This is a genomic window from Paenibacillus sp. FSL M8-0142, assembly GCF_038597315.1.
Classification (GTDB): domain Bacteria; phylum Bacillota; class Bacilli; order Paenibacillales; family Paenibacillaceae; genus Paenibacillus_AQ; species Paenibacillus_AQ lactis.
Map to the genome: position 1 here is coordinate 2922342 of NZ_CP152008.1, position 13362 is coordinate 2935703.

Sequence of the window (13362 nt, forward strand, 5' to 3'; positions counted from 1 at the left end):
AGTCGTATCGATGAAATCCATGAATGAGCACCAAATTTTAATATTAACCGGCAGTCTGGGCGAAGGCCATAACCAGGCAGCCAGGGCCATTGTGGAGTCAGCCAAGAGAAACTCCCCGCATCTAAGCGTTAAAGTCATTGATTATATGGAGCTGACGCATCCACGTTTGCATGTGGCAGGCCAATACTTTTTTATTCAATGGGTAAAGCACTTTCCATCGTTGTACGGTTATTTGTTTCAAAAGACGAGGGAGGAAAACACCCTCATCCAGCTCCTAAAGCGTTTGAGCACGTTCAGCCTGCAAAAGCTGGGCAGTTTGCTAGAAGATCAGAAACCGTCCGTTGTGATCAGCACGTTTCCGCCTGCGGCTGCAGGCATGTCGCTGCTGAAATCGATGGGCCTCACCGATGTACCTGTCGTCACGGTGATTACCGATCATACGGATCACAGCTACTGGATTCATGAGCATACCGATCACTATATGGTGGGATCGGGTAAGGTCAAGGAGGCCTTGCAGCGTAAAGGAATAGCCGGCGAGAAAATATCGGTCACGGGCATACCGGTCCATCCGCTGTATACGCAGCCGGTGAATCGTGATCGGGTTCGCGAGAGCTACCGGCTGAGCCCGTCTGAGCAAGTCGTCCTCATGATGGGAGGCGGCGAAGGTATGATCGACAGCGAGATCGTGAAGCTGCTTCAATCGCGGGCATATCCCGAGCATGTCCGGTTTATCGTCGTATGCGGACGCAATGATAAGCTGTATCAATCGCTGCAGGAAGAATTTGCGGATCACCAGCAGGTTATGGTCATGGGGTATGTAAACCGAATGCACGAATTAATGGCCATTGCCGATCTCATGATAACAAAGCCGGGCGGACTCACGATATCCGAAGCGCTAACGATGGAATTGCCGATGCTGCTCTTCAAGCCGGTTCCGGGTCAAGAACAGGATAATGCGGATTATTTGGTCGGGATCGGGGTTGCCCAGCAGGCGGACGAGGGAGAGCTTGAGGACCGGCTTCTCCACATGCTGCATCATGCGTCCATTCTGGCAGAGATGAAACGCAGCGCTGCGCGATACGGTCATAAAGATTCCGCGCTTTCCGTGTTATCAGCATTAATGACGGTATTGCAAAGCCATTCCGCACAGCGGAACTGGCTGCATGAGCTCGATCCCCGTGCTTATGGATTAATGTCTAGAGAAGCCTACCTGCAAGATTACGAGGGGCAATACGCAGACAGCTTTCGTTAAAAGATGAAGGAGCAGACCGATGAATTTATTCGAAGTCGTTGAACGATTATTTGAACAATATGGATATATGGTGCTTCTGATCGGGCTGCCCCTTGATTTTATTGCGCTTCCGATTCCTCCGGGTAACAGCACACTGACGTATACCGGCTTCCTGGCGTACAAGGAAGTCATTAGCTTTGCTCCGGCACTCCTGTTTGCCTTCTGCGGCGCAGCCATCGGCCTAACCATTACGTATGTGCTGGGCTACAAGCTGGGCATGCCGCTCATCGAGCGATACGGGAAGTGGTTGTTTCTGAAGCCGTCCCTGGTAGAGAAGACGCAGGCCTACTACGACAAATACGGCAATAAGCTATTGCTCATTAGCTTTTTCATTCCCGGCGTCAGGCAATTTATCGGGTACTTTATCGGGATGATCCGTGTCCCGTTCCGGACGGTCTGCCTGTACGGTTACTTGGGCATTGCTTCGTGGGTCATCGGCTTTTTCAGTATCGGCTTTATCTTCGGGGAGCAGTGGCAGGTTATTCTGAACCTGGTTGAACACTATTTGAAGGTCATCTTCATCTGCCTAGGGTGTTCGTTGTTGATTCTGCTGGTATGGAGTCGTGTAAAGCGCGCGCGGGCGCAAAAGCTTGCCGAAGGTGAAAAAATCAAGCAGGTTCGCAAAATTGGGGAATAGGGTACTGTTTACTTCATCCGGTCTCCCTTGCAGATAATGCGGATGAACTAAACAAGGATTCCATAGCGACCTTCCCCATTGTATAATCGAAGGTATACATCCATGAAATACAAACCCAGCTGAAAGAAAGGATCTTCTTGAGCTGGGTTTTTTCAGCAGATTTGGTGAACGGAAGTTAGAAGGGGGCCGTTATGAGAATTGAAGTGATTTCGATATCTCAACCCCGATGCGAATTGGGCGGATGCGATTAAAACCGCTTAGTTGAGCTTGAGATCGGACGAATGGAGCAAATAAGCATAATAACGATTATTAGAATTAGGAGGGACCATCCCATGCTGGGCATTATTCCATTATTTCGAATATTTGATGTGGACAAGGCCAAGGAATTTTATGTTCATTATCTTGGCTTTCAGATTGATTGGGAGCATCGTTTTGAAGATGGAGCTCCGCTGTACATGCAGGTAACCAAGGGAGAGGTTTCCATTCACTTGACCGAGCATCATGGGGACTGTACGCCCGGGTCGGCTGTTCGCATTGAAATGACGGAGATCGAGCAATATCACGCGGAGCTCCACTCGAAGAACTATCCATATGCACGACCTGCCGTTGAGACGGCACCTTGGAACAGCAAAGAGGTGTGCGTAACCGACCCCTTCGGCAATAGAATCACTTTTTATGAGGAGTTGGAACCGTCATGAAGCTGCTGTCACACGAGCAAACGGACCGGGCGAAACAGTACATGCTGACTCAAGCCAGAGCGCTTGAAGCCGCCCTATATCGATATGAATTCGAAGGCGGGAGCTTTTCCGAAGTGCTTGAAGAGCTCAGCCGGTATCAAAATGATGACGGCGGATTTGGTCATGGGCTTGAGCCCGATCTTCGCTGCAAAGAATCATCTGCGCTTTCCACAACCCGGGCGCTGGAGCTGCTTCGGCTGGATGGTACTGGCGAGGGCGAAGAAATGGTTATCCGGACGCTGGGTTATCTTGAACGTACGTATATTCCGGAACGGTTCGGGTGGGATATCATCCCGAAAGAGGCCGAGCAATCGCCGAGGGCCATTTGGTGGAAGTACGGGGCTTTTGCTGACCATTGGGGAAACCCGAATGCAGATATCGCTGCTTATTTCATGGACTATCGGGCGTTGTGCCCGTTTGGTCCGCTGGATTCGGTCATCCGCTATGCATTGGATTATTTGCGGGAAGCCTGCGATCTGACGGAGATGCATGAGTTATTCTGCTATTTGCGTTTCAAGGAGCGACTGCCGGAGGAGCAAGCCCTTGAAATTCAGGAGCTGTTAGAACGTTATCTGGACAACTGTATCAGCAGCGATCCCGCGGAACGCGAAGGATACGGTACGACAGCGCTCAGCATCATGGATTCCCCTAATTCGCCTTATTATAAGAAGTATAAAAATATGCTGCCCTTAGAACTGGATTTGCTTGTGGAGACGCAAGGGGAGGACGGGGCGTGGGAGCCGAATTGGACGTGGTACCAATACGATGAGGTGTGGCCGTTGGCGAAGGAAGAGTGGAAGGGAATCCTGACGCTGAACGCCTTGCGAACGCTGCGAAACTTTAAACGGATAGAAACGGTTCAGTAGCGCGGATAAAAGAATGTATGATAGATATCCGGGAACTTGATGGAGAAACGGCTCGTTTGCTTAATCGGCAAGCGAACCGTTTTTTTGAGTGGGGCGATTCTTGAGCTGCGTTCAAATGATGGATATGGCGATTTTAAATTTACATAGAGTCATCAAAAGCTGAGACGAACCTGTGTATTCGGCATACTCCTTCCGTAATCTGCTCCGAAGTCAGGTTGCCGTATCCAAGCACGATGCCACCCTCAGGGTTTCGATCCGCTATCCTGTAATCATCAGAGCGTTCCACCCGGAAGCCGAAAGCGCACGTATCGTTCCATGGCAGCTCAATATGCCTTTCATGATGAAACAGGACCTGAAGATGCATGCCGGCTTCATCCCCCGTTATGGAGATCCGGTCTCCGAAGGCCTGTGCGAGCCGTTCCGTCAGCAAGTTTCGCCGCTTTTTGTACACCTTCTTCACGGTATGGATATGGCGTTCCAGCTGGCCGTCCTGTATGAAAGCAGCCAGCGCTTTCTGAATCACGGCAGGGGTATGCAGATTGAGCCTGTCCTTCGTCATGGTAATGGTATCGATTAAACTCGGGGGCACGATCAGAAATCCGATGCGAAGGCTCGGAGACAAGGTCTTACTGAAGGTGCCGACATAGATCACCCTGGAAGGCGAGAGTGTTTGCAACGGAGGAACCGGAATGCCTTTGAGCCGAAATTCACTGTCATAGTCGTCCTCGATCACATAGGCATCCGCCTCCTCCACCATGCGAATGGCTTGATGCCTCCGCTGAATCGGCATCAGACTGCCGGAAGGGAATTGATGTGACGGTGTCAGCAGCAGTAAATGTCCGGGCAGGAACGTTCGTATCGCATCAACCTGCATGCCGTTGGAGTCCACTTGAACCGGAACCAGTGAATAATTCATCATGCGAAAAATATCACGAGTAATATCGATGGTCGGATCCTCTATGTATATGGAATTGAACTGAGCGGATAAGGCTTTGGCCAATAGAAGGAATCCTTCGGAGGCGCCGGAAACGATAAACAACTGATCCGCAGAGCAGCTGATGCCTTTGGAACGGAATAGGTAGTCACGCAGGGCAAGGCGAAGGGACGGGCTTCCTTTTACATCGCCGTAATTATAATCATGAGGGCTCGATTCCGTCGCTTCCTTTAAATATTTGGCCCAACTCTTTCCGGGGAACCGTGCTAGATCGGGGATGCCGGTTGCAAAATCGATGATGGTCCGATCAGGAGATGCTGGTGATGTTATGGCGGGTTCCATCTTCGCCGGGACATGATGTACCCGGGCTGCCGCATTCGGCATAATTCCGTCGGCGACGTAAGTGCCAGAACCGACGCGGCAGTCTAAATAGCCTTCGGCGGTCAGCTGCTCATACACCTCAATCACGACATTGCGTGCAATTCCCCACTCCTTGGCCAGTACCCGGGTCGGGAGCAGTCTAGTGCCGGCGGCCAGCTGGCCGGATTCGATCCTTTCACGCAGTTGATGACATAGCTGCCGGGTTACGGGTAGGGAGGAGTTTCGGTCGATATAGATGCCGTACATTGTGATTCAGCTCCTTATTGGTTCCTCCAAATACATCCGAATTGGATCTAATGATCAACCATTTTCCTTATTATAATGAAGCCATACCAATCCGAAAAGGGAGGAAAATGTGCATGAATCACACTTTAGGCAGATCGGGCATTCCCGTAAGCCCGCTCGGTTTAGGCTGCTGGGCGATCGGGGGACATTTTACGCTGGATGGTCTTCCGGATGGATGGGGGCAGGTCGATGATCAAGAATCGATAAAGGCTATTCACGCGGCGATGGAAAGAGGGGTAACCTTCTTTGATACAGCGGACGCTTACGGCACGGGACATAGTGAGGAAGTGCTGGGGCGTGCCGTGAAGGGAAGGCGTCAGGAGGCCGTCCTCGCTACAAAGTTTGGTTTCACCAACAACGAGGCAACCAAAGAAGTGTATTCAAGACACGACGTCTCCCCTGCATACGTTCGGGATGCATGCCAGCGGTCCCTGAGACGGCTCGGGACCGATTATATTGATCTTTACCAGATACACGTCGGCTCTTTGAGCACAGAGGAATTGGAATCGGTCACCGATACGTTGAATGGGCTGCAGCAAGAGGGCTTGATCCGCAGCTACGGCTGGAGCACCTGGGATGCTGCGCAAGCGGAGGGTTTCGCTCGGCAATCCGTGGCCGCTGCTATTCAGCATCCGTTGAACGTGCTAAGGGACGACCCGGAGATGATCTCGGTATGTGAACGCTACGGGCTTGCGAGCATCAATAACTCGCCGCTGGCCATGGGGCTGTTAAGCGGAAAGTTTACGGCTGACTCCAAGCTTCCGATCTCAGATGTAAGAGGAAGCGGTCATGAGTGGGTGACTTATTTCCATGAAGGGAAGGCGGTACCGTCCTTCCTGTCCAAGCTGGAGGCCATAAGGGAAATTTTAACGAGCGGAGGCCGCACCTTGGTCCAAGGGGCGCTTGCTTGGATTTGGGGGCGCAGCCCGGCGGCCATACCGATCCCGGGATTCAAGACGACTAGCCAGGTGGAGGATTTGACAGGCGCGATCGGACAAGGGCCACTGTCTGAATCGCAAATGAAGGAAATCGACGATATTCTCCGCTCCATGTAATTCGATATTTCGGAAAAGCCCCTGGTTCTGGTACCAGGGGCTTTACATTTAAAGCGATGCGGTTGGGTTCAAAGGCAGCGTTCTTTGATTTCGTTTCGTTCCATTTTTTGATGGGAGGAGATTGAAACGATATGAACGAATATGTAAAACGGTAGACTTCGATCAGAGTTGTACGATAACTCGTACAACTAGGCAATCCACATGTGCCTCGACTGAAAGAGCAACCATGCAACATTAAATATTGAACAGGAGTGAGAGACCATGGACTTGAGATACCCGATCGGGCCTTTTGCTTGGGAAGGAACCGCTACAGCAGAGCAGCGGGAGAGTTGGATAAGCGATATTGAGAAGCTGCCTTCAATGCTCTCGGCCGCCGTGCAAGGTTTAAGCGAGGATCAGCTAGGACTTCCATATCGCGAAGGTGGCTGGTCCATCAGACAGGTTGTGCACCATCTTGCCGATAGTCATATGAACAGTTACATCCGTTTTAAGCTGGCGCTGACGGAGGACAATCCGACGATTAAGCCCTACGATGAGCAGAAGTGGGCGATGATGCAGGACGCGACCCTTGTCAATGTTCAAGTATCCCTTTCATTAATCGAAGGACTGCATGCCCGCTGGACGGCTGTGCTAAACGCCATGACCCCGAGCGATTTCGATCGAACCTTCTATCATCCCGAATCCCAAAAAACCATGAGCCTGGATTATGCAACCGGCATGTATGCATGGCACGGGAAGCATCATACGGCCCACATTACATCCCTGCGCGAGCGATTAGCCATATAAGGAAATTCCCGGATGGCTCCGTTTGAGACGGTGTTTTTTATTCATGCATGTCGTGATATCTAACTTGATTGTCGTAATATTACACTGTAAATCCGGATTTTCCTGTGATAGATTTAGTGCATGATGTCTTAATATTTAATACTGGGGTGACGATCATGATCAGAATCGGAAAAATCAGTTATTGGCATGTTCACGCTTGGGACTATACGAAACAAGCCCAGGAGCATCCGGGCACGGAAATTGCTGCGGTCTGGGACGAAAATCCGGAACGCGGCCGCAAAGCCGCAGAGCAGCAGGGCGTTCCGTTCTATGAATCATTGGATGAAATGCTGGCACGCGAAGATATCGATGGCGTTATTGTGGATGCACCGACATCCATGCACCGTGACGTTATGGTGAAGGCGGCGAAGGCCGGCAAGCATATTTTTACGGAAAAGGTCATTGCGTCAACGCTTCACGAAGTGAATGAAATTCTAGAGGCAGTGAAGGAGCATGGCGTGAAGCTGACCGTATCGCTGCCAAGACTAAACGATGGCTATACGCTTGCGATCCGAAAAATTCTTGAGGAGGGCTTGCTTGGTAAGGTGACGCTGGTACGGGTGCGTTTGTCGCATAACGGCGCGACCGCAGGCTGGCTGCCCGAGCATTTCTTCAGTCTGTCCGAATGCCATGGCGGTGCGCTGATTGATCTGGGTTGCCACCCGATGTATTTGACGCGGCTGTTCCTTGGTGAAGCGCCGGTCGATGTGCAGGCGAATTTCGGTTACGTAACGGGCAAGGAAGTCGAAGATAATGCGGTGGCCACTTTGTCGACCGAATCGGGCGCCGTGGGCATCGTAGAGGCCGGATTCGTGAACAATTACTCGCCATTCACCATTGAAATTCATGGTACGGACGGTACGATTCTGTATGGCACACCGGATAGCAAATTGCTCATTCGTTCCTCGAAGAAGGAGGAGTATAGCGAAGGCTGGGTAGAGCTTCCGGTACCTGCGAATCGCGAAAGTGCTTTTGAACAGTGGGTTACACATATTAAGACCGGCACAAATGCTGACGAGAACATCGAATACGCCGTAGAACTGACCAAGCTGATGGAGGCTTCCAACCGCGCTGCGAAGGAACGCCGCGCCGTCCGATTGGATGAACTGCAGGCGTAAGCGTAAGGGTAAGGTGAGTTTCCTGCAATGAGCACCCATTTTCCATATGAAAGCATGAAGGAACGACAGGATGCCTTGGAGCGGCTGGATTTGAAAATTTATTGGGGCCGGTATGAAATCCGGGTTCTGCGTTTTCATCTGACGACGTTCCCGCCGGGGAAGATCGTATCCTTCCACAAGCACGCCGAATTTGAATTCCATTTCATTCCTCGCGGTAAAGGAACCGTGATCATGGAAGAAACGCCCTATTCGCTCCGAGAAGGCATGTTCTATCTAACAGGGCCAAACGTGCTGCATTATCAGGAAGCGGACCCGGTGGAGCCGATGGATGAGCTTTGTCTTCACGTGGATATTACGCAAGTGGATGAGCAGGAATTGCATAAGGAGAATCGGTCGCTGCCGGCTGCGGATCCGTGGGAGATCGCCGAAGCGGAAGACTGCATGGAAAAGCTGAAGGAGCTGCCGCTGAAGCCGACGATGGATATCCATCGGGCCATGCCGTATTTTCTGGAGGCGTATCAAGCCTCCCAGGAGAAATATCCAGGGCTTTATACGACCATCAAGCACTGCATAATTCAGATTCTGATCCGAACGGTAAGGGCTTATGCCTCGAAACCGACGGAGGCGGAGCTGCCGTCAAGAGACATGAAGGCGTACCGCTATCAGCTGGCCATGGAATATATTTATGCCAATTCGGCGGGCGAGGTTGTGCTGGATGATGTTGCGGAGAAGCTGCATATCAGTTCAAGGCAGCTGCAGCGAATATTCAAGGATCAGGCGGACGGGCGTTCCTTCAGTGAAATCCTTGAGGATGTCCGGCTTGAGTCCGTGTGCAGGAGGCTGCTCGATACGGATTGGTCGATCGACAAAATTGCATTGCACGAAGGATTCTCCAGCGGAAGCTATCTGCATACGGTCTTCCGAAAACGTTATGGCTTCACGCCTTCAACTTATAGAACGATGAAAGTGAAATCGTAGGGGGAACATCAGACATGGGGAAAACCATTCGAATCGGCATCATCGGAAGCGGCGGGATCGCCGGAGAGCATGCCAAATATTATAAACAAATTGAAGATGTCCAGATTGTAGCCGTGGCGGACATTCTGCCGGGCAGAGCGGATCAGTTCATCGAGCGATGGGGGCTGCAAGGCGCGATCGGTTTCGATGATCACCGCAGACTTCTGGATCTGGAGCTGGACGGCGTGAGCATCTGCACACCGAATGTCGCGCATTACCGCACGACGATCGACGCGCTTACCGCTGGCAAACATGTCATGCTGGAGAAGCCGATGTCCGTTACGCTGGATGAAGCCATTGAGATGGTACAGACCGCAAAGCGGACGGGCAATATGCTGAACGTTGGCTTCCAGCCGCGGTATGACCCGAATATGGGGATCATCCGGGATCTGATCCAGAACGGGGAGCTTGGCAAGGTTTACTACGTGGAGACGGGCGGCGGACGCCGGCGCGGCATGCCGGGCGGCACGTTTATCCGCCAGGAAATCGCGGGTGCGGGAGCGATGGCCGATATCGGGTGCTACTCGTTGGATATGGCATTGAATGCGATGGGATATCCGAAGCCGCTGACCGTATCGGCGTATACATCCAATCATTTCGGCACGAATCCGAAATACCATGCGGAGGCCGGATCGTTTGACGTCGAGGATTTCGGGGTTGCTATGGTGCGCTTCGAAGGGGACCTAGTCCTGAACTTCAAGACATCCTGGGCGATGCATATGGATACGCTGGGCGCTACTATGTTCCTTGGAACGGATGCGGGGATGAAGATTACGCCGGCCGGTACGGGACCTTGGAGCGGCGTATGGGACGGAAGAGTAGGCTCGATCTCGGTATTCCATGACATCCAGGGGCATCATACGGAAAGTCCGATTCCGCTGATCAACCACCAGATTAACGTGTTTGAGGAGAAAATCAAGGATTTCGTCCGGGCGGTCCGCGAAGGCGGTCCCGCACCGATTCCAGGGGAGCAGGTTCTGCGCAACCAGGCGATTCTGGACGGGATTCTGCGCTCCTCCCAGAGCAAAAAAGAAGTGGAAATCCAGATTCCGGATTTGGATTAGAATGAGTGAAAGCCGCGCCATAGGCGCGGCTTTTTTGTTGCATTGGGCTTTGGGTGAATCGGGTCATACTTCTCGTAAATGATCATTTCGTCATGGTTTTCGGCACTTCATATGGACAAGAAATATCTGACGGAGTTCTTCCATTATATGCATGAATATGGTATCATTCAGCATATGCGAACGATTGTTCTGTTGGGTAATTGAAAGAACCATTTTGTATATCCCATAACTTGATCAATAGGAAGGTGCAGCCGTTCATGAATGAGCGTTACGCCGAGATAGATGAAGTCATCGCATACATACATAAGAACATTTACGAGCCGTTACCATTGTCATTATTAGCCAACTACATTGGATACAGCCCATATCACTTCTCCCGGATCTTCAAGGAGCGCATCGGACTTCCTCCTTTGTATTATGTATCCTCACTCCGACTTGAGAAGGCCAAGGATTTGCTGCTGCATACACATCTGAGCATCCGAGATATCGCGCTTGAGATCGGACAACAAAGCCTGGGCACCTTTACAACCCGCTTTACCGAAAGGGTAGGGGTATCTCCGTCGAATTTTCGCAATTCAAGGGATGAGGTGAACGAGCGTTTGTTAGCGCTTCAAAAGCTGAGCGACTGGCGGCAATCGATGCCTGTGTTAAATCCCAACGCGACCATTGAAGGCACGGTACATGCTCATGCCCCGTTTCAGGGTGTTATTCTGATCGGATTATTCGCAAAGCCCATACCCGAAGGCCTTCCGCTGTACGGCACGCTCCTGCCATCGCTGGGTCCCTTCAGATTCACGGATGTTAAACCCGGAACGTATTACTTGATGGCAACCTCCGTTCCATGGGGCATGCAACCTGTGGACGTTCTTCTTACCCAATCTACAACGCTGCGCACCCGTTCCAGGGAGCCGATTGTCGTGACACCTTATACCAAGGTTCCGCTGTTAGAAGTAACCTTGCACGTTCCTAGATTGGATGATCCGCCGATTCTGATCTCGCTGCCGCTGCTCATGGACCATTTCTTGAAGAAGGTGCCTCTGGCCATCCGGTAGGCTGTTAGGGAGGATTTGCTATTTGAAAGGATTGTACCCATTATCTATTCTCCATGATTGAAGGGCGTCATCACCGCTAAGAGCAGTATCGCTGAACGGTGGTTCGTTGACAATCACGCCGCGAATCATGATACTTAAATGAGGGGCATCAGGCATTGCAAGAGCGGAAAGCCAATATGCCTGAGTTTAAGCGCGACCGCAGTGACTGTATCACAGCTTGCTTGTTTCGCCCCTGTGCAGGAATATGGTAGAATGGACCATACGCCTTACGAGATTTGAGACGATCTATTGAATACAGGAGGGAACTATGGAACTCATAAATCCGGCTGAAGTACAGCGAATGATCGATACATTGAAGAATCAGGATTTATATATTCATCTTGAAATGACGACAGGTGCTTATGCGGCTCATTATGACAGCTCGAAGCATCCTGCAGCGAATTTCATCACGAATGCACTGATCCGGTACGAGCACGGCTCTATATCGGGGAACGGCCCTTACCGGGTCGGATTGAAGATGAGCCATGGCTGGGTTTACACCGAAGGGCTTACGCATTTCGAGCAATCCGATACGGAGCGGCTGATCATGGCCGGCCATGACAGTCAAGGGAAGCTGGTCGTCGCACTGCAGCTTAGTCGGGAGCCTTTTTAAATACAGAGAGGAGTTGAGGAGAATGGGGCAAAACATACTGGTAATCCTGCCGCATCCGGATGATGAAGCGTTCGGCTTATCCGGGACGCTGGCTAAATATATCGTTGAAGGCGCGCATGTGACTTACGCTTGTCTGACACTCGGGGAGATGGGCCGCAATATGGGCATTCCGCCGTTCGCCAACCGCATTACATTGCCGAGCATTCGTAAAGCCGAGCTGGAGGAATCCTGCAAGGCCATCGGTATCCAGGATTTGAGGCTGATGGGCTTCCATGATAAAACGATCGAGTTCGAGGATCAAGATAAGCTGGATGGAGTGATTGCATCCTTGCTAGAGGAAATCAAGCCTTCGCTTGTCTTCACGTTCTATCCCGGTTACAGCGTACATCCGGACCATGATGCAACCGGCGCAGCCGTAACGCGTACCATTCAGCGGATGTCGGCGGAAGAGAGACCGGCCGTACACTGTCTGGCATTCTCCAAGAATTGTGAGGAGGAGCTCGGCAAGCCGGACGTTATTCATGACGTATCTATGTTTATTGTACAGAAGATGAACTCGATCCAGGCTCATCGCTCGCAGTTTCAGGCAGCGGAGCTGCTTGGCAAGAAGCAGCTGAAGACGAAGGAAATCGAGCAGCGCTTCGGGACCGAGCGCTTCTGGACATATACATTCGCTTAAGCAAGTATTGGTGATCGAAACCGTTCCTTTGAGAAATGGTCGCTCTTCGCTTCCATTCCGTCAAAGGGCGGTTTTTTGCGTTTGCGGAAACTAGGTTCATGATTAGGGGATAGGAATCGACAATGGATACAACGTTCCCTGCATGCAAAAAGAGGTTTTGCCGGTTTCCTCCGAGACGACCAGCACGAGGGCGTCGCACAATTCAGTCAAACCGATGGCCGCCCGATGCCGGGTGCCCAGCTTCCGTTCTCCGTAGGTACGGCCAGTTAGCGGCAATACATTGGCTGCCGAGAGAATCATATCCTGCCGAACAAGGACGGCCCCGTCATGAAGCGGGCTGCCTTGAATGAAGATGGACTCGAGCAGCGGGCTCGTGATTTCGGCAGACAACGGAATTCCTGGGGTGATAAAAGGCTCCAGCACATCTTCTCGTTGAATCACGATCAGCGCGCCCATCTTCTTCTGGCTTAAATGATAGATCGAGGTCGCAATTTCTTTGTATTTTTTCGTAAAAGGATAGAGGAAACAGTTCAAATAATAGGTGGAGGAAAGAGCTTCAGCCTCCAGGAATTTGGATCTGACGAGATCCAGATCATTGAGCAGGCAGGTTTGATCCTGATCCAGCTTCTCGATGATCTGCCGGATCTGCTGTTCGATCTCGACGAGCTGCTCCTCAAGCTTGTGCTTCAGCGGGGCAAAATTGCAATGTTCCGTGCTTGATCCCATGAATTTCCCTCCTTATCCTTAGGTATCTTTACCATTCCCCTAT

General features: G+C 51.4%; 14 protein-coding genes. 12 read left to right on the plus strand and 2 right to left on the minus strand.

The window, feature by feature from the left end; genetic code table 11:
- The first annotated feature begins 10 nt into the window (after window positions 1–10).
- The 4 genes from NSQ46_RS13695 to NSQ46_RS13710 all read left to right on the plus strand — a co-directional run bounded on the left by NSQ46_RS13695 (window position 11) and on the right by NSQ46_RS13710 (window position 3531).
- Window positions 11–1252 (plus strand): glycosyltransferase, encoded by a 1242-nt coding sequence (locus NSQ46_RS13695; protein ID WP_007130156.1) that lies wholly within the window; start codon window positions 11–13, stop codon window positions 1250–1252.
- Between the two features lie 19 nt (window positions 1253–1271).
- Window positions 1272–1928: a DedA family protein gene (locus tag NSQ46_RS13700; RefSeq protein WP_007130155.1), complete on the plus strand. Its 657-nt coding sequence runs from the start codon at window positions 1272–1274 to the stop codon at window positions 1926–1928.
- 332 nt (window positions 1929–2260) lie between these two features.
- Complete coding sequence (locus NSQ46_RS13705; RefSeq protein WP_007130154.1) at window positions 2261–2626, plus strand: glyoxalase superfamily protein; 366 nt, start codon at window positions 2261–2263, stop codon at window positions 2624–2626.
- Window positions 2623–3531 carry a hypothetical protein gene (locus NSQ46_RS13710; protein WP_342576864.1) on the plus strand — a complete coding sequence of 303 codons (909 nt, stop codon included), beginning with the start codon at window positions 2623–2625 and terminating at the stop codon, window positions 3529–3531. The genes NSQ46_RS13705 and NSQ46_RS13710 overlap by 4 nt, the downstream gene beginning before the upstream one ends.
- Window positions 3532–3670: 139 nt before the next feature.
- Here the strand turns inward: NSQ46_RS13710 and NSQ46_RS13715 are convergent, their stop codons facing one another.
- On the minus strand, window positions 3671–5092 hold the full coding sequence (locus NSQ46_RS13715; RefSeq protein WP_342576865.1) for a PLP-dependent aminotransferase family protein: 1422 nt from the start codon (window positions 5090–5092) through the stop codon (window positions 3671–3673).
- Between the two features lie 113 nt (window positions 5093–5205).
- Here NSQ46_RS13715 and NSQ46_RS13720 point away from each other — a divergent pair, with 113 nt between their 5' ends.
- The 8 genes from NSQ46_RS13720 to bshB2 all read left to right on the plus strand — a co-directional run bounded on the left by NSQ46_RS13720 (window position 5206) and on the right by bshB2 (window position 12593).
- The gene (locus NSQ46_RS13720) at window positions 5206–6186 is read left to right on the plus strand and encodes an aldo/keto reductase (RefSeq protein ID WP_007130151.1); all 981 of its coding nucleotides are present in this window, start codon (window positions 5206–5208) and stop codon (window positions 6184–6186) included.
- Between the two features lie 261 nt (window positions 6187–6447).
- Window positions 6448–6972 (plus strand): YfiT family bacillithiol transferase, encoded by a 525-nt coding sequence (locus NSQ46_RS13725; RefSeq protein ID WP_213615455.1) that lies wholly within the window; start codon window positions 6448–6450, stop codon window positions 6970–6972.
- A gap of 155 nt (window positions 6973–7127) precedes the next feature.
- Window positions 7128–8129 (plus strand): Gfo/Idh/MocA family oxidoreductase, encoded by a 1002-nt coding sequence (locus NSQ46_RS13730; RefSeq protein WP_040738678.1) that lies wholly within the window; start codon window positions 7128–7130, stop codon window positions 8127–8129.
- Window positions 8130–8156: 27 nt separating this feature from the next.
- Window positions 8157–9107 (plus strand): helix-turn-helix domain-containing protein, encoded by a 951-nt coding sequence (locus NSQ46_RS13735; RefSeq protein WP_007130148.1) that lies wholly within the window; start codon window positions 8157–8159, stop codon window positions 9105–9107.
- Between the two features lie 14 nt (window positions 9108–9121).
- On the plus strand, window positions 9122–10210 hold the full coding sequence (locus NSQ46_RS13740; RefSeq protein WP_028404917.1) for a Gfo/Idh/MocA family oxidoreductase: 1089 nt from the start codon (window positions 9122–9124) through the stop codon (window positions 10208–10210).
- A 257-nt stretch (window positions 10211–10467) separates the two neighbouring features.
- The gene (locus NSQ46_RS13745) at window positions 10468–11262 is read left to right on the plus strand and encodes a helix-turn-helix transcriptional regulator (protein ID WP_341341904.1); all 795 of its coding nucleotides are present in this window, start codon (window positions 10468–10470) and stop codon (window positions 11260–11262) included.
- A 307-nt stretch (window positions 11263–11569) separates the two neighbouring features.
- Window positions 11570–11914: a YojF family protein gene (locus NSQ46_RS13750; protein WP_007130145.1), complete on the plus strand. Its 345-nt coding sequence runs from the start codon at window positions 11570–11572 to the stop codon at window positions 11912–11914.
- 22 nt (window positions 11915–11936) lie between these two features.
- On the plus strand, window positions 11937–12593 hold the full coding sequence (bshB2, locus tag NSQ46_RS13755) for a bacillithiol biosynthesis deacetylase BshB2 (RefSeq protein ID WP_341341905.1): 657 nt from the start codon (window positions 11937–11939) through the stop codon (window positions 12591–12593).
- Window positions 12594–12695: 102 nt separating this feature from the next.
- On the opposite strand, the gene cdaS is transcribed toward bshB2, so the two are convergent.
- Complete coding sequence (cdaS, locus tag NSQ46_RS13760; protein ID WP_007130143.1) at window positions 12696–13319, minus strand: sporulation-specific diadenylate cyclase CdaS; 624 nt, start codon at window positions 13317–13319, stop codon at window positions 12696–12698.
- Window positions 13320–13362: the final 43 nt, after the last annotated feature.